This window comes from Enterobacter sp. R-25, from assembly GCF_049913205.1.
GTDB lineage: Bacteria > Pseudomonadota > Gammaproteobacteria > Enterobacterales > Enterobacteriaceae > Enterobacter > Enterobacter ludwigii.
The window spans coordinates 3760734-3776227 of the sequence record NZ_CP183982.1 but is presented as its reverse complement, the minus strand read 5'-3'; the positions used below and the strand labels follow the sequence as shown (position 1 = coordinate 3776227).

The 15494-nt window shown below is 55.9% G+C and carries 15 protein-coding genes; 12 read left to right on the top strand and 3 right to left on the bottom strand.

What is annotated here, in order from left to right; translation table 11 throughout:
- Positions 1-30 precede the first annotated feature (30 nt).
- Positions 31-855, bottom strand: a complete 825-nt coding sequence (locus ACN9MQ_RS17975) for a MurR/RpiR family transcriptional regulator (RefSeq protein WP_020883807.1) — start codon at positions 853-855, stop codon at positions 31-33.
- 166 nt (positions 856-1021) lie between these two features.
- On the opposite strand from ACN9MQ_RS17975, the gene ACN9MQ_RS17970 reads away from it, so the two are divergent.
- Genes ACN9MQ_RS17970 through queE form a run of 3 tightly spaced genes read left to right on the top strand, consistent with a single transcriptional unit; the run spans position 1022 to position 4014 of the window.
- Positions 1022-2581, top strand: a complete 1560-nt coding sequence (locus ACN9MQ_RS17970; RefSeq protein ID WP_426021175.1) for a maltose/glucose-specific PTS transporter subunit IIC — start codon at positions 1022-1024, stop codon at positions 2579-2581.
- On the top strand, positions 2581-3288 hold the full coding sequence (locus ACN9MQ_RS17965; protein WP_025203360.1) for an N-acetylmannosamine-6-phosphate 2-epimerase: 708 nt from the start codon (positions 2581-2583) through the stop codon (positions 3286-3288). The genes ACN9MQ_RS17970 and ACN9MQ_RS17965 overlap by 1 nt, the downstream gene beginning before the upstream one ends.
- A gap of 54 nt (positions 3289-3342) precedes the next feature.
- Entirely contained in the window at positions 3343-4014 is a 672-nt protein-coding gene (gene queE / locus ACN9MQ_RS17960) for a 7-carboxy-7-deazaguanine synthase QueE (RefSeq protein WP_020883810.1), read from the top strand.
- A gap of 28 nt (positions 4015-4042) precedes the next feature.
- Here the strand turns inward: queE and queD are convergent, their stop codons facing one another.
- Entirely contained in the window at positions 4043-4405 is a 363-nt protein-coding gene (gene queD, locus ACN9MQ_RS17955; RefSeq protein ID WP_014171404.1) for a 6-carboxytetrahydropterin synthase QueD, read from the bottom strand.
- Between the two features lie 306 nt (positions 4406-4711).
- On the opposite strand from queD, the gene cysJ reads away from it, so the two are divergent.
- From cysJ to cysH, 3 genes are read left to right on the top strand one after another with little or no spacing between them, the layout of a single operon-like run.
- Positions 4712-6517 (top strand): NADPH-dependent assimilatory sulfite reductase flavoprotein subunit, encoded by a 1806-nt coding sequence (gene cysJ / locus ACN9MQ_RS17950; protein WP_020883811.1) that lies wholly within the window; start codon positions 4712-4714, stop codon positions 6515-6517.
- Entirely contained in the window at positions 6517-8229 is a 1713-nt protein-coding gene (gene cysI, locus ACN9MQ_RS17945) for an assimilatory sulfite reductase (NADPH) hemoprotein subunit (RefSeq protein WP_014171402.1), read from the top strand. Before cysJ ends, cysI begins: the two co-directional genes overlap by 1 nt.
- A 15-nt stretch (positions 8230-8244) precedes the next feature.
- Positions 8245-8979 carry a phosphoadenosine phosphosulfate reductase gene (gene cysH / locus ACN9MQ_RS17940; protein WP_014171401.1) on the top strand — a complete coding sequence of 245 codons (735 nt, stop codon included), beginning with the start codon at positions 8245-8247 and terminating at the stop codon, positions 8977-8979.
- Between the two features lie 54 nt (positions 8980-9033).
- Here cysH and ACN9MQ_RS17935 read toward each other — a convergent pair whose 3' ends face one another.
- Positions 9034-10077, bottom strand: a complete 1044-nt coding sequence (locus ACN9MQ_RS17935) for an aminopeptidase (protein ID WP_426021176.1) — start codon at positions 10075-10077, stop codon at positions 9034-9036.
- Positions 10078-10323: 246 nt separating this feature from the next.
- Between ACN9MQ_RS17935 and cysG the strand changes: the two genes are divergently transcribed.
- The 6 genes from cysG to ftsB all read left to right on the top strand — a co-directional run bounded on the left by cysG (position 10324) and on the right by ftsB (position 15493).
- A complete protein-coding gene (gene cysG, locus ACN9MQ_RS17930) occupies positions 10324-11673 on the top strand; it encodes a siroheme synthase CysG (RefSeq protein WP_223145389.1) in 1350 nt (449 codons plus the stop codon).
- 9 nt (positions 11674-11682) lie between these two features.
- Positions 11683-12591: a sulfate adenylyltransferase subunit CysD gene (gene cysD / locus ACN9MQ_RS17925; protein WP_006811770.1), complete on the top strand. Its 909-nt coding sequence runs from the start codon at positions 11683-11685 to the stop codon at positions 12589-12591.
- 9 nt (positions 12592-12600) lie between these two features.
- On the top strand, positions 12601-14025 hold the full coding sequence (cysN, locus tag ACN9MQ_RS17920) for a sulfate adenylyltransferase subunit CysN (RefSeq protein WP_014171398.1): 1425 nt from the start codon (positions 12601-12603) through the stop codon (positions 14023-14025).
- Positions 14025-14630, top strand: coding sequence for an adenylyl-sulfate kinase (cysC, locus tag ACN9MQ_RS17915; RefSeq protein WP_014171397.1), 606 nt, complete (start codon positions 14025-14027; stop codon positions 14628-14630). Before cysN ends, cysC begins: the two co-directional genes overlap by 1 nt.
- Positions 14631-14688: 58 nt before the next feature.
- The gene (locus ACN9MQ_RS17910; protein WP_014171396.1) at positions 14689-15015 is read left to right on the top strand and encodes a DUF3561 family protein; all 327 of its coding nucleotides are present in this window, start codon (positions 14689-14691) and stop codon (positions 15013-15015) included.
- A gap of 166 nt (positions 15016-15181) precedes the next feature.
- Positions 15182-15493: a cell division protein FtsB gene (gene ftsB, locus ACN9MQ_RS17905; protein ID WP_008499609.1), complete on the top strand. Its 312-nt coding sequence runs from the start codon at positions 15182-15184 to the stop codon at positions 15491-15493.
- Position 15494: the final 1 nt, after the last annotated feature.

Genomic DNA, 15494 nt, shown 5'->3' with positions numbered 1-15494 from the left:
GGCTATTGATATATAGCCTGCGAAGGTTTTTTACAGCAACAGCGGAAGCGTTGCGCTGGCGGTTTGTTGGCTGACCTCGCCGTAATGACCGTCTATTGCAATAAGGGAGTGGGTAAGCAACTCGACCAGCAACATAACGCCCACTTTGGCATTGAGTGCGCCTGCGCTAAGCGGCCCCTCGGGTTTGGCTGCAACCAGAAGCATATCGCTAAGGGACGCCAGCGGGCTACGCGGCGTATTGCTGAGCGCCAGCACGGGGACGCCACGTTTGCGCGCAAGTTTTACGACGTGAAGTAAATCCCGCGTTGAGCCTGAACTGGAGATGGCTACCACCAGCGACGCTTTAGAGAGGGTGGTCGCATTCATGGCTGCACGGTGCATATCGCTGAAGAGCTGCACAGGTTTGCCCAGGCGCAACAGCTTATAATGCAGATACTCGCCGAGGATCGCACTGGCAGCGACCCCATAAATCTGGACTGACTGCGCCTGATGCAGTGCCTGCGCCGCCTTTTCCAGCAGCGCTCTGTCGAGCAGTCTGGCGGTATCCTGCAGAGCCTGTACAGACTCTTCCACTACGCTATCAATTTCATCACCGGCCTGACGCTCTGGCTGACCCTGCTGAATGTCCAGCGCAAGTGCCATTTTGAATTCCGTGTACCCCTTACAGCCCAGCGTGCGGCAAAGACGCGTCACGCTGGCCTCGCTGGTATGACTTTCGCGCGCCAGCTCAGTGATCGTCAGGTAAAGCACCCGGGCAGGATCGTTGAGGACAAACTCTCCCAGTTTTCGTTGCGTTGGGCTGTACCCGGAAGCCTCCTGGCGTAGCTTCAGCAGCAGGTTTTCATGGTCTGACATGCGAGATCCTTAATGCATTCTTCTGTCGACTAGTGTGGCGGAAAGCGGGGGAAAGATGCCAGTCATTTCGAAAAAGTATGATCGTCCTCCTGGTTATTGATGATAATTTTCACTATTAATAATTAATGTGGTAAAAATTTTCATCTATACACGAGGGGATGAAAAAATGATGCAAATATTCAGTGGGGCTTCTTCTGGCGGATGGTTTGAGAAAGCGCAGCGCTTTGGCAAATCATTTATGTTGCCCATCGCCGTCTTGCCCGCGGCGGGTTTGTTGCTGGGGATTGGAGGCGCGTTATCAAACCCCAATACCCTCACGGCCTACCCGTTTTTAGATGTCGCGTGGCTACAGGCCATCTTTACCATTATGAGCAGTGCCGGTTCGATTGTGTTCGCCAACCTCTCGGTGCTGTTTGCTGTCGGGGTCGCCGTCGGGCTGGCAAAAAATGACAAAGGAACCGCAGGGCTGGCGGCATTGCTCGCTTTTCTGGTGATGAATGCCACCATCAATGCGCTGCTGATCCTGACCGGAAAACTGGCGCTTGAGAACCCGGGTGCCGTAGGGCAGGGAATGACGCTGGGGATCCAGACGCTGGAAACCGGCGTATTTGGTGGCGTCGTCATCGGGCTTGTGACCTGCGCGTTACATCATCGGTTCAATAAGATCGCGCTTCCGCAGTTCCTGGGTTTCTTTGGCGGTTCACGTTTTGTACCGATCGTCAGCTCGCTGGCGGCAATACTTGTCGGGGCATTAATGACCGTCATCTGGCCGCATTTCCAGAAGCTGATCTTCGGTCTGGGCGGGCTTGTGGATGCCACCGGTTATCTGGGGACGATGCTGTACGGTTTCATTTTGCGCATGCTCGGGCCGTTTGGTTTACACCACATCTTCTATCTTCCCTTCTGGACGACCGCGCTTGGCGGCAGTGAGATCGTTAACGGTCAGCTGGTAGAAGGTACGCAGCGGATCTTCTTCGCCCAGCTTGCCGACCCGACAACACGCCAGTTTTATGAAGGCACGTCGCGTTTCATGTCCGGACGCTTCATCACGATGATGTTTGGTCTGCTGGGTGCCTGCCTCGCGATGTACCACACGGCAAAACCGGAGAACAAAAAACGCGTCGCGGGGCTGTTACTTTCGGCGGCATTGACCTCGTTCCTGACGGGGATTACTGAACCTATTGAGTTCTCATTCCTTTTTGTTGCACCGGTGCTGTACGTCATTCACGCCCTGTTTGACGGGCTGGCGTTTATGCTCGCCCATATTTTACACATCACTATCGGGCAAACCTTCTCAGGCGGTTTTATCGACTTCGTGCTGTTCGGCATTCTCCAGGGCGAGGCCAAAACCCACTGGATGTTCGTGCCGCTGGTAGGGGTGCCGTGGTTCTTCCTCTACTACTTTACGTTCCGCTATCTGATTAATCGCTTTGATTTTGCCACGCCGGGGCGTGAGAAAGAGGCGATGGTGGATGAAGTGACCTTTTCGCAGAGCGAGCGTGCTGTTGCGGTGATCGCCGGGTTAGGTGGCAAAGACAATCTCGAAGAGGTGGACTGCTGCGCGACGCGTCTTCGCGTCACGGTGAAGGATGGCAGCAAAGTGAATGAATCGGCGCTGAAAGCGACCGGCGCGCGTGGCGTTATCGTCCGCGGCAACGGTGTTCAGGTCATTTATGGGCCGCATGTCACGATTATTAAAAACGAAGTGGAAGAGATCTTATCGTAATGAAAACTGTACTGGATAACCTGAAGGGAAAACTGGTCGTCTCCTGCCAGGCGCTGGAGAATGAACCTCTGCATAGCGCGTTTATTATGTCACGAATGGCGCTGGCCGCCGCGCAGGGTGGGGCGGCAGCGATCCGTGCCAATAGCGTGGTGGATATCGAAGCCATCAAGCAGCAGGTAGCGCTGCCGGTTATCGGCATCATCAAACGCGATTATCCGGATAGTGAGGTGTTTATCACCGCCACGATGAAAGAGGTGGATGAGCTGATGACGGTTTCTCCGGAAATCATTGCCCTGGATGCGACTGCGCGACAGCGCCCTGGCGGCGAAGACCTGGCGACGCTGGTCGCGCATATCCGCACGCGGTACCCGTCGGTACGCCTGATGGCGGATATTTCCACAACAGAAGAGGCCGTGACGGCGCAGGCGCTGGGTTTTGATTGTGTGGGGACCACGCTTTACGGTTATACGACAGAAACCGCAGGCCATGCGCTACCGGACAATGACTGCGCATTTCTGAAAGAGGTACTGGCTGCCGTCGACATTCCCGTGGTGGCCGAAGGCAACGTTGACACACCTGAACGGGCGGCGAGGTGCCTGGAACTTGGTGCCTTTATGGTCGTTGTCGGCGGGGCCATCACCCGCCCACAGCAAATTACTGCGCGGTTTATGGCAGCGATTGGCGCTCAAAGCACCGATGGAGCATGACCATCTGACGGGGATCTGCGATACTTATCGTTTATCCCCTTAACTGAGATGACTATGCAGTACCCGATTAACGAGATGTTCCAGACCCTGCAAGGCGAGGGTTACTTTACCGGCGTTCCCGCCATTTTTATTCGATTACAGGGATGCCCGGTTGGCTGTGCCTGGTGTGATACCAAACATACGTGGGATAAACTCGCAGATCGGGAAGTGTCGCTGTTTAGCATTCTGGCTAAAACCAAAGAGAGCGATAAGTGGGGCGCGGGAAGTGCAGAAGATCTGCTGGCGATCATTGGCCGTCAGGGCTGGACGGCGCGCCACGTGGTGATTACCGGGGGGGAACCCTGCATCCACGACCTGACGCCGCTGACCGAGCTGCTCGAAAAGAACGGCTACAGCTGTCAGATTGAAACCAGCGGCACGCATGAAGTGCGCTGTTCTCACACCACCTGGGTGACGGTTTCGCCGAAAGTTAACATGCGCGGCGGCTACGATGTACTCTCTCAGGCGCTGGAGCGTGCTGATGAGATTAAACACCCGGTTGGCCGCGTGCGTGATATCGAAGCGCTGGATGAACTGCTCGCCACGCTGACGGATGAAAAGCAGCGCATCATCGCGCTGCAGCCTATCAGCCAGAAAGAGGATGCCACGCGCCTGTGTATTGAAACCTGTATTGCCCGCAACTGGCGGCTGTCGATGCAGACGCACAAGTACCTGAACATCGCCTAAAAAAAAGCCCGGATATTCCGGGCTTTTTTTACTCACCGCGATAGATACAGCCCGCGGTGCAGGTCTCTTTGATCATCACCGCGCTCAGCAGAGGCACCTGCGGTTTCATCTGATCCCAAATCCATTTAGCCAGCACTTCACTGGTCGGGTTTTCAAGGCCCGGGATATCATTCAGATAGTAGTGATCCAGACGATCGTAGGTCGGTTTGAATGCCGCCTTCAGCTCGGCAAAGTCCATGATCCAACCGGTATGCGGATCGACGTCACCGGTTATCTCAAGACGCACCATAAACGAGTGCCCGTGCAGACGGCCACATTTATGCCCTTCAGGAACATGCGGAAGGTGGTGGGCGGCTTCGAAGGTGAAATCTTTAAACAGTGTGGTGGACATTATTGCTCTCAGTAATGCGGAAAAAACCGCCGCATAGTACCGGAAAGCACAATTTTTATCATTAACTAAAACGGCTCTGTTGCCGCAACGTGGTGCATACGAGAAAGAACTACTATTTTATGATTGAATTTCAATGGGTTAGTTAATCGCTTTTACCGTTAAGAACGATAACTAAAACAGGTTAGTCCATTTGGTTATTTATTATTTCCATCCCTTCTTTAATTGTTATTATCCTCGCCGTTAACCTTATCTTCAGTTTGGATTTATTCGCTTAAAGTCCGCTTGGCTACTGGAACATAACGACGCATGACAACACAGGCCCCACCTTCAAATTTGCTTCCCCTGAACCCGGAGCAACTGGCGCGCCTTCAGGCTGCCACCTCTGATTTTTCTCCCACCCAGCTTGCCTGGGTCTCCGGCTATTTCTGGGGAATGCTTAACCAGCAACCGGGCGCTGTGGCTGCTGCACCGGCAACTGCGGTAGAAATTCCGGCGATTACGCTGATTTCTGCCTCGCAGACGGGCAATGCTCGCCGTGTGGCCGAAGCGCTGCGCGACGACCTGCTGGCCGCCAAACTGAACGTGAACCTGGTGAACGCCGGGGACTATAAATTCAAACAGATCGCGTCCGAAAAACTGCTGGTTGTGGTTGCCTCAACCCAGGGTGAGGGTGAGCCGGCTGAAGAAGCAGTGGCCCTGCATAAGTTCCTGTTCTCGAAAAAAGCCCCAAAACTGAACGGGACGGCGTTCGCCGTGTTTGGCCTGGGCGACACCTCCTACGAATTTTTCTGCCAGTCCGGTAAAGATTTCGACAGCAAACTGGCGGAACTGGGCGCTGAGCGCCTGCTGGACCGCGTTGATGCGGATGTGGAATACCAGACTGCAGCCGCTGAATGGCGTGCGCGCATCGTTGACGTGCTGAAAGCGCGCGTGCCGAAAGAGACCCCAGCGCAGGCTGCCGTCACCGCGGCGGGTGCAGTCAATGATATTCACACCAGCCCGTATACCAAAGAGGCACCGCTGGCAGCGAGCCTGGCAGTTAATCAGAAAATTACCGGTCGCGCCTCTGAGAAAGACGTGCGGCATATTGAAATCGATCTCGGTGATTCCGGTCTGCGTTACCAGCCGGGCGATGCACTTGGGATCTGGTACCAGAACGATCCGGCGCTGGTTAAAGAGCTGGTCGAACTGCTGTGGCTGAAAGGCGATGAGCCTGTCACCGTCGACGGTAACACGCAGCCGCTCTCTGAGGCGCTGCAGTGGCATTTCGAGCTGACGGTCAACACGCCAAACATTGTTGAAAATTACGCTACCTTAACGCGCAGTGAATCGCTGCTGCCTCTGGTGGGGGATAAGGCGAAGCTGCAGCATTACGCCGCGACGACGCCGATTGTCGATATGGTGCGTTTCTCTCCGGCACAGCTGGATGCGGATGCGCTAATTGGCCTGCTGCGTCCGCTGACGCCGCGCCTCTACTCCATTGCCTCTTCCCAGGCCGAAGTGGAGAGCGAAGTGCATATCACCGTGGGCGTGGTGCGTTATGACATCGAAGGCCGTGCCCGTGCGGGCGGGGCATCAAGCTTCCTGGCCGATCGCGTGGAGGAAGACGGTGAAGTGCGCGTGTTTATCGAGCACAACGACAACTTCCGTCTGCCTGCGAACCCGGAAACACCGGTCATCATGATTGGGCCGGGTACAGGTATTGCGCCATTCCGCGCCTTTATGCAGCAGCGCGCTGCAGATGAGGCGCCGGGTAAAAACTGGTTGTTCTTCGGCAACCCGCACTTTACGGAAGATTTCCTCTACCAGGTTGAGTGGCAGCGTTACGTCAAAGAAGGCGTCCTGACGCGCATCGACCTGGCCTGGTCCCGCGATCAGCAAGAAAAAGTATACGTACAAGACAAACTGCGCGAACAGGGCGCAGAGCTGTGGCGCTGGATCAATGACGGTGCCCACATTTATGTCTGCGGCGACGCCAATCGCATGGCGAAAGACGTTGAGCAGGCATTGCTGGAAGTGATTGCCGAATTCGGCGGTATGGATGCCGAAACGGCGGATGAATTTTTAAGTGAGCTGCGCGTTGAGCGCCGTTATCAGCGAGATGTCTACTAATGAGCGAAAAACATCCAGGGCCACTGGTGGTCGAAGGTAAACTGACAGACGCCGAGCGCATGAAGCTGGAAAGCAACTATCTGCGCGGCACCATTGCTGAAGATCTGAATGACGGTCTCACCGGCGGCTTTAAAGGCGACAACTTTCTGCTGATCCGTTTCCACGGTATGTATCAGCAGGACGACCGTGATATCCGCGCCGAACGTGCAGAACAGAAGCTGGAGCCGCGTCATGCGATGCTGCTGCGCTGCCGTCTTCCGGGCGGGGTGATCACCACGAAACAGTGGCAGGCGATCGATAAGTTTGCGGGTGAAAATACCCTTTATGGCAGCATCCGTCTGACCAACCGTCAGACCTTCCAGTTCCACGGCATTCTGAAGAAGAACGTGAAGCCGGTACACCAGATGCTGCACTCTGTCGGGCTGGACGCGCTGGCCACGGCCAACGACATGAACCGTAACGTGCTCTGCACCTCGAACCCGTACGAGTCCGAGCTGCACGCCGAAGCCTATGAGTGGGCGAAGAAGATCTCCGAGCACCTGCTGCCACGCACCCGCGCCTATGCGGAGATCTGGCTCGATCAGGAAAAAGTGGCCACCACCGACGAAGAACCGATCCTCGGCCAGACCTATCTGCCGCGTAAGTTCAAAACCACCGTGGTGATCCCGCCGCAGAACGATATCGATCTGCACGCCAACGACATGAACTTCGTGGCGATTGCCGAAAATGGCAAGCTGGTGGGCTTTAACCTGCTGGTGGGCGGCGGTCTCTCCATCGAACACGGTAACAAGAAAACCTATGCCCGCACCGCAAGCGAGTTTGGTTTCCTGCCGCTGGAGCACACGCTGGCCGTGGCTGAAGCGGTAGTCACCACGCAGCGCGACTGGGGTAACCGTACGGATCGTAAAAACGCGAAAACCAAATACACCCTGGAGCGCGTGGGCGTAGAGACGTTCAAAGCGGAAGTGGAGCGTCGCGCGGGGATTAAGTTTGAGCCGATCCGTCCGTATGAATTTACGGGACGTGGCGATCGTATTGGCTGGGTTAAAGGCATCGACAATAAATGGCACCTGACGCTGTTTATTGAAAACGGCCGTATTCTTGATTATCCGGGCCGCCCGCTGAAAACCGGTCTGCTGGAAATTGCGAAGATCCATAAAGGTGAATTCCGTATCACCGCTAACCAGAACCTGATCGTTGCCGGCGTGCCGGAAAGCCAGAAAGCGAAGATTGAGAAACTGGCGCGCGACCATGGGTTGATGGACGCGGTGAAGCCGCAGCGTGAAAACTCAATGGCCTGCGTGTCGTTCCCGACCTGCCCGCTGGCGATGGCGGAAGCAGAGCGTTTCCTGCCGTCATTCACCGATAAGGTGGAAGCGATTCTGGAAAAACACGGTATTCCGGACGAGCATATTGTTATGCGTGTCACCGGCTGCCCGAACGGCTGTGGCCGTGCGATGCTGGCCGAGCTGGGGCTGGTGGGTAAAGCGCCGGGTCGCTATAACCTGCACCTCGGCGGCAACCGTATCGGAACGCGTATTCCGCGCATGTTCCGTGAGAACATCACCGAGCCGGAAATTCTTGATTCTATCGACGAGCTTGTCGGGCGCTGGGCGAAAGAGCGCGAAGCGGGTGAAGGCTTCGGCGACTTTACGGTGCGTGCGGGCATTATTCGCCCGGTGCTCGATCCCGCAAGGGATTTCTGGGAGTAAACACGAGAGGTAATTATGTCCGTACTCGATCTAAACGCCCTAAATGAACTGCCAAAAGTCGATCGCATTCTGGCGCTGGCAGAAACCAATGCGCAGCTTGAAAAGCTCGACGCCGAAGGCCGCGTGGCATGGGCCCTGGAAAACCTGCCGGGTGATTATGTGCTCTCGTCGAGTTTTGGTATCCAGGCAGCGGTGAGTTTGCATCTGGTGAACCAGATTCGTCCGGACATTCCGGTGATCCTGACCGATACCGGCTACCTGTTTCCGGAAACCTACCAGTTTATCGATGAGCTGACGGACAAGCTCGGGCTGAACCTGAAGGTCTACCGCGCGGAGCAAAGCGCGGCCTGGCAGGAGGCGCGGTATGGCAAACTGTGGGAACAGGGCGTTGAGGGCATTGAGAAATACAATGAGATCAACAAGGTCGAGCCGATGAACCGGGCACTGAAAGAGCTTAACGCGCAGACCTGGTTTGCGGGGTTACGCCGCGAGCAGTCCGGAAGTCGCGCCACGCTCCCGGTGCTAGCGGTTCAGCGCGGGGTGTTTAAAGTGCTGCCGATCATCGACTGGGATAACCGTACGGTTTACCAGTACCTGCAAAAACACGGACTGAAATACCACCCGCTCTGGGACCAGGGTTATCTGTCCGTTGGCGATACCCATACCACGCGTAAATGGGAACCGGGCATGGCGGAAGAAGAGACGCGATTCTTTGGACTTAAGCGCGAGTGCGGATTGCACGAAGGGTAAATTCTGTTCCCTTTTCCCTCACCCTCTTACAAAGGGTGAGGGACATGTTCTGTTCTACGCTTTCCCAGCTTTTGCCAGCTCTTTCACCAGCGGCAGCATCACTTTAACCACATCCCGACTGCGATGTTCAATCCGCTGCGGCAGTGCGCTATCAATATGCTGCTGATTATCCAGCAGCACGTTATGCCAGCTCGTCCCGTCCGGGAAAGCCTTCGATTTCACCCGCTGCTGATAACCGTCTTTCTTACCCAGCATCCAGTTAGTGGCTTCCACGTACAGAACAGGAATGCCCGCTTTATCGAACACTTCACCATCATTACAGCAGCCGGTTCCGCGAGGATAATCGGGATTCCCGCCCGGGTTGCTGGTGGCATACACCCCATGGCTGCGGGCGATTGCCAGCGCGCGGTCGCGCGTCAGTTTACGCACGGTACCCGGCGTACTCTGTCCGCTGTTGAAATAGAGCTTATCGCCGACGATCAGATTATCGAGGTTAATCACCAGCAGCGTATTTTTCCTCTCCTCGGCACTCATGCGTTTCAGGAGATTCTCCGCGCCAAGTTTTCCCTCTTCTTCACCGCTGGTGGCAACGAAACGGATCCCGTATTGGGTTGGAATGTCTTTCATTCGCTCTGCCAGTTCGAGCATCACGCCCAGACCCGCCGCGTTATCGTCCAGCCCCTGTAACGTCAGCCCGCCGAGATTATTGTCGGTATCGACGTCGCTCATTGGCGCGTAGGTGTCCAGGTGCGCCATGATAATGATCTGTTCCGCCGCGCTACCTTCATGCGCCGCAATGACCGTACTGCCGGTCACGTTGTGCCAGTTTTTTGTTTTATTGCGCGAGGTATAGACGTAGCGGCTGTGAAACGATCGAATATCGCTCTGGTAACCCATGTCAGCAAATTGCTGGCGAATATAATCGGCGGAAAGCATTTCCGCTGGCGTGCCGGTCATACGACCCGGAAAGACGGTCGCAATATGCCGCGCCTGCATATTCGCGATTTCACCATAGGGCTGATTTTTTGCCTGGGCCGGAAGGATAAAGCAAACGCCGAGCGCCAGGGCAGCGATACGGTGGCGCGTTGCGGAAAACATAGTGAGTCCTTAAAAACAGAGCAAAATTTTAACCCGCCTAGTATGAAACTGTGATCGACCATACACAATTTGAATTGCTCTTAAATGCCCGAAAATTCGCGTGTTAAGCACTTTTTGATCTTTGCTTTTCCACGGCGTTATTCCATTGAGTAACTACTCATTCCAATTCGTAATTTCATTCGATCTAAGCCGCCCCCTATAGTCCCACTATTCCTTGTTGTTAGTGAGTTGTAGCTTGTGGACTATCTGCCCCTTTTTGCCGCGATAAAAGACAGACCTGTGCTGGTAGTCGGCACCGGTGAGGTTGCCGATCGCAAAATCGCGTTTCTGCAGCGAGCGGGGGCGCAGGTACGGATAGTCGACGAGGCGGATTTCGACGAGTCGCAAATCGACAGCGTGGTGCTGGTGATTGCGGCAACCGATAACCGTGAGCTCAACCGCCGTATTTCAGAGGCGGCTCAGGCCCGTCACCGTCTGGTGAACGTGGTGGACGATCGGCCGCTGTGTTCGTTTATCTTCCCGTCGATTGTTGACCGTTCGCCATTGCTGGTGGCCATCTCCTCCGGCGGGACCGCGCCGGTGCTGGCACGCGTGCTGCGGGAAAAAATCGAAGCGCTTTTGCCTACCAGCCTTGGGCGGATGGCGGAGAAAGCGAGCTTCTGGCGTAACCATCTGAAAACGCGGCTGACCAGCGTGACGGAACGCCGTCGCTTCTGGGAGCGCGTGTTCCGCGGCCGATTTGCCAGCCTGATGCATGCCGGAAATGAAACGGCGGCGCAGCAGATCCTCGAAGATGAGCTGGATAACCCTGGCAGTAGCGGCGGCGAGATCATTCTGGTCGGTGCGGGGCCGGGTGATGCCGGGCTGCTGACCCTGCGCGGCCTGCAGGTGCTTCAGGATGCCGATGTGGTGTTCTATGACCATCTGGTCACCGACGGGGTGCGCGAATTGATTCGCCGTGACGCAGAACAAATCTGCGTAGGCAAACGGGCGGGCGAGCACTCTGTACCGCAGCATGACACCAACCAGATGCTGGTGGCGGCGGCAAAAGCGGGCAAAACGGTGGTGCGGCTTAAAGGTGGCGACCCGTTTATCTTTGGTCGCGGCGGGGAAGAGCTGCAGGCGGCGGCTGAAGCGGGCGTGCCGTTCCAGGTCGTCCCGGGTATCACGGCGGCTTCTGCAGTGACGGCCTACGCCGGTATACCGCTTACTCACCGCGATTACGCCCAGAGCGTGACCTTTGTCACGGGCCATTACAAGGCGGACAGCGCCCCGTTTGACTGGTCGCATCTGGCCCAGAGTCGTCAGACGCTGGCTATCTATATGGGCACGATGAAGGCGGCGGACATCAGTGAACAACTTATTCAACACGGTCGAGAGGCAACCACGCCGGTCGCCGTGATTTCTCGCGGCACGCGCGTCGATCAGCATGTGGCTATCGGTACGCTACAGGATCTTGCCACCCTGGCGAAAGAGGCCCCTATGCCCGCGCTTATCGTGGTAGGGGAAGTGGTGCACCTGCACAGCACACTCGCCTGGTTTCAACATACAACAGACTCAGAGGGGTTTGGCTCCTCTGTGGTGAATCTGGCTTAAGGAACGGTTATGGACCAAAAACGACTTACTCACCTGCGGCAGCTCGAAGCGGAAAGTATCCATATTATCCGCGAAGTGGCAGCCGAATTCTCTAACCCGGTGATGATGTATTCCATCGGTAAAGATTCCAGCGTGATGCTACACCTGGCGCGTAAAGCGTTTTACCCGGGTACGCTGCCGTTCCCGTTGCTGCACGTTGATACCGGCTGGAAGTTCCGTGAAATGTATGAATTCCGCGACCGTACGGCAAAAGCCTACGGCTGCGAACTGCTGGTGCATAAAAACCCGGAAGGGGTGGCGATGGGCATTAATCCGTTCGTGCACGGTAGCGCCAAACACACTGACATCATGAAAACCGAAGGGCTGAAGCAGGCGCTGAACAAATACGGTTTTGACGCGGCCTTCGGCGGCGCACGCCGTGACGAAGAAAAATCCCGTGCGAAAGAGCGTATCTACTCTTTCCGCGACCGCTTCCACCGCTGGGATCCAAAAAACCAGCGCCCGGAGCTGTGGCATAACTACAACGGCCAGATCAACAAGGGCGAAAGCATCCGCGTGTTCCCGCTCTCCAACTGGACCGAGCTGGATATCTGGCAGTACATCTATCTGGAAAATATCGAGATCGTGCCGCTGTACCTGGCCGCTGAACGTCCGGTGCTGGAGCGTGACGGCATGCTGATGATGATCGATGACGATCGCATCGACCTGCAGCCAGGCGAAGTGATCAAAAAACAGATGGTGCGTTTCCGTACCCTCGGCTGCTGGCCATTGACCGGTGCCGTGGAGTCCAGTGCGCAGACGCTGCCGGAGATCATTGAAGAGATGCTGGTGTCGACCACCAGTGAGCGACAGGGCCGCGTGATTGACCGCGACCAGGCAGGCTCCATGGAGCTGAAGAAACGTCAGGGTTATTTCTAAGGAGCCGCCATGAACACGACCATTGCTCAACAAATTGCCAATGAAGGCGGCGTAGAAGCTTATCTGCACGCGCAACAACACAAAAGCCTGCTGCGCTTTCTGACCTGCGGCAGCGTCGATGACGGGAAAAGCACGCTGATCGGCCGTCTGCTGCACGATACGCGTCAGATTTACGAAGATCAGCTCTCTTCCCTGCACAACGACAGTAAACGTCATGGTACCCAGGGCGAGAAACTCGACCTGGCACTGCTGGTGGACGGCCTGCAGGCCGAGCGCGAGCAGGGCATCACCATTGATGTGGCATATCGCTATTTCTCCACCGAGAAGCGCAAATTTATTATTGCCGACACCCCGGGGCACGAGCAGTACACCCGTAACATGGCGACCGGTGCGTCTACCTGTGAACTGGCGATCCTGCTGATTGACGCCCGTAAAGGGGTACTGGATCAGACTCGTCGCCACAGCTTTATCTCCACGTTGCTGGGGATCAAACACCTGGTGGTGGCGGTCAACAAAATGGATCTGGTGAACTTCAGCGAAGAGAAGTTTGATGAGATCCGCCAGAGTTACCTGACGTTTGCTGAACAGCTGCCGGGTAACCTGGATATTCGCTTTGTGCCGCTCTCTGCGCTGGAAGGCGACAACGTGGCTTCCCAGAGCGCCAACATGCCGTGGTATAGCGGCCCGACGCTGCTCGAAGTGCTGGAAACCGTGGAGATCCAGCGCGTGGTCGACACCCAGCCGATGCGCTTCCCGGTTCAGTACGTTAACCGTCCTAACCTTGATTTCCGCGGTTTCTCCGGCACTCTCGCGTCGGGCACCGTGGCGGTCGGGCAGCGCGTTAAAGTTCTGCCGTCTGGTGTGGAATCCACCATCAGCCGTATCGTCACCTTTGATGGCGATCTGCCGCAAGCCGGCGCGGGTGAAGCGGTCACGCTGGTATTGAAAGATGAAATTGATATCAGCCGCGGCGATCTGCTGGTGGACGCTCAGGAGACGCTGGCAGCGGTGCAGGGGGCTTCCGTTGATGTGGTGTGGATGGCTGAACAACCGCTGACCGCCGGTCAGAGCTACGACATTAAAATCGCGGGTAAGAAAACCCGAGCCCGCGTGGACGGTATCCAGTTCCAGGTGGACATCAATAACCTGACCCAGCGCGACGTCACCGAACTGCCGCTGAATGGCATTGGTCTGGTCGACGTGACCTTTGACGAGCCGCTGGTGCTGGATCCCTACCAGCAGAACCCGGTAACGGGTGGGCTGATCTTTATCGATCGCCTCTCCAACGTGACCGTGGGTGCCGGTATGGTGCGTGAGCCAAATGAACAGGCTACGGTGGCCTCTGAGTTCAGCGCTTTTGAGCTGGAGCTGAATGCGCTGGTGCGTAAGCACTTCCCGCACTGGGGTGCGCGCGATCTGCTGGGAGGCAAGTAATGGCCGCCCATGATGAGAACGTCGTCTGGCATCCTCATCCGGTCACCGTCGCGCAGCGCGAGAAACTTCACGGTCATCGTGGTGTGGTACTGTGGTTTACCGGGCTATCCGGCTCTGGTAAATCCACGGTAGCGGGCGCGCTGGAAGAGGCGCTACACCAGCAGGGGGTCAGTACCTACCTGCTGGATGGCGACAATGTGCGCCACGGCCTGTGCAGCGATTTGGGCTTCAGCGACGACGATCGTAAAGAGAATATTCGCAGGGTGGGGGAAGTGGCCAGCCTGATGGCGGATGCCGGGTTAGTGGTACTGACCGCGTTTATCTCACCGCATCGTGCCGAACGCCAGATGGTGCGCGAGCGCGTCGGGCAGGATCGCTTTATCGAAGTGTTTGTCGATACGCCGCTGGAAATTTGCGAAGCACGCGATCCCAAAGGGCTGTATAAGAAAGCGCGCGCGGGAGAGCTGCGAAACTTCACCGGGATTGACTCGGTGTACGAAGCGCCTGAATCGCCTGAAATTCACCTGGAAGGTCAACAATTGGTAACAAATTTAGTAAGCCAATTATTAGACCTGCTCAGACGGGACGATATTATCAGATCCTGAGACGGTATCGTTCGGGAGCTGTCTTCCCGAACGATCAGTCACGGTCACAGGATCAGCTATGCGCAACAGTGAGAACTACATTATTACCACCGGGTCGGAGCCGTTAGCGACCGACGACGAGACGACCTGGTCCTTTCCTGGGGCCATAGTCGGCTTCGTCTCGTGGTTGCTGGCCCTGGGCATCCCTTTTCTTATCTACGGCGGTAATACGCTGTTCTTCTTTCTCTATACCTGGCCTTTCTTCCTGGCGCTGATGCCTGTGGCGGTTGTCGTCGGTATTGCGCTGCACTCGCTGCTTAATGGCAAACTCCTTTACAGTACCGTGGTCACGATTGTGACGGTGGTTCTGATGTTTGGTCTGTTATTTTTGTGGCTCATGGGCTAACTTCAGCCATAATTCAAACCGTAAACAACTGTGTGACGATATTGAGCAAGGCGATTCTGCGGAAAAAATGTGGTACATTTGCCCGCGATGTTGCGGCATCTCTGTTACCCCGGCAAAGAGATCTGGGGGCGTTTTGGGATGATGATGCCGTTTTTCAGGGGGCAGGATGGGTAAACTAACGCTGCTGTTGCTGGCTTTGCTGATCTGGCTGCAATATTCGCTGTGGTTCGGTAAAAACGGACTGCACGACTATAGCCGTGTAAGCGATGACGTCGCGGCTCAGCAGGCAACAAACGCCAAACTTAAGGCGCGAAACGATCAACTCTTTGCTGAAATTGATGACCTCAATGGCGGGCAAGAGGCGATTGAGGAACGCGCACGCAATGAACTCAGTATGACTAAGCCGGGCGAAACTTTTTATCGTCTGGTTCCGGATGCGTCTAAACGCAATCAGGGCTCAGCACAAAACAATCGATAAT

What these genes read in the sequence shown, in the direction of transcription:
- ACN9MQ_RS17935 (WP_426021176.1), bottom strand. Translation starts at nt 10,077, where the DNA reads ATGTTTTCCGCAACGCGCCACCGTATCGCTGCCCTGGCGCTCGGCGTT.
- ACN9MQ_RS17910 (WP_014171396.1), top strand. Translation starts at nt 14,689, where the DNA reads ATGCGCAACAGTGAGAACTACATTATTACCACCGGGTCGGAGCCGTTA.
- ACN9MQ_RS17975 (WP_020883807.1), bottom strand. Translation starts at nt 855, where the DNA reads ATGTCAGACCATGAAAACCTGCTGCTGAAGCTACGCCAGGAGGCTTCC.
- queE (WP_020883810.1), top strand. Translation starts at nt 3,343, where the DNA reads ATGCAGTACCCGATTAACGAGATGTTCCAGACCCTGCAAGGCGAGGGT.
- queD (WP_014171404.1), bottom strand. Translation starts at nt 4,405, where the DNA reads ATGTCCACCACACTGTTTAAAGATTTCACCTTCGAAGCCGCCCACCAC.
- ftsB (WP_008499609.1), top strand. Translation starts at nt 15,182, where the DNA reads ATGGGTAAACTAACGCTGCTGTTGCTGGCTTTGCTGATCTGGCTGCAA.
- cysJ (WP_020883811.1), top strand. Translation starts at nt 4,712, where the DNA reads ATGACAACACAGGCCCCACCTTCAAATTTGCTTCCCCTGAACCCGGAG.
- cysD (WP_006811770.1), top strand. Translation starts at nt 11,683, where the DNA reads ATGGACCAAAAACGACTTACTCACCTGCGGCAGCTCGAAGCGGAAAGT.
- ACN9MQ_RS17970 (WP_426021175.1), top strand. Translation starts at nt 1,022, where the DNA reads ATGATGCAAATATTCAGTGGGGCTTCTTCTGGCGGATGGTTTGAGAAA.
- cysI (WP_014171402.1), top strand. Translation starts at nt 6,517, where the DNA reads ATGAGCGAAAAACATCCAGGGCCACTGGTGGTCGAAGGTAAACTGACA.
- ACN9MQ_RS17965 (WP_025203360.1), top strand. Translation starts at nt 2,581, where the DNA reads ATGAAAACTGTACTGGATAACCTGAAGGGAAAACTGGTCGTCTCCTGC.
- cysH (WP_014171401.1), top strand. Translation starts at nt 8,245, where the DNA reads ATGTCCGTACTCGATCTAAACGCCCTAAATGAACTGCCAAAAGTCGAT.
- cysC (WP_014171397.1), top strand. Translation starts at nt 14,025, where the DNA reads ATGGCCGCCCATGATGAGAACGTCGTCTGGCATCCTCATCCGGTCACC.
- cysN (WP_014171398.1), top strand. Translation starts at nt 12,601, where the DNA reads ATGAACACGACCATTGCTCAACAAATTGCCAATGAAGGCGGCGTAGAA.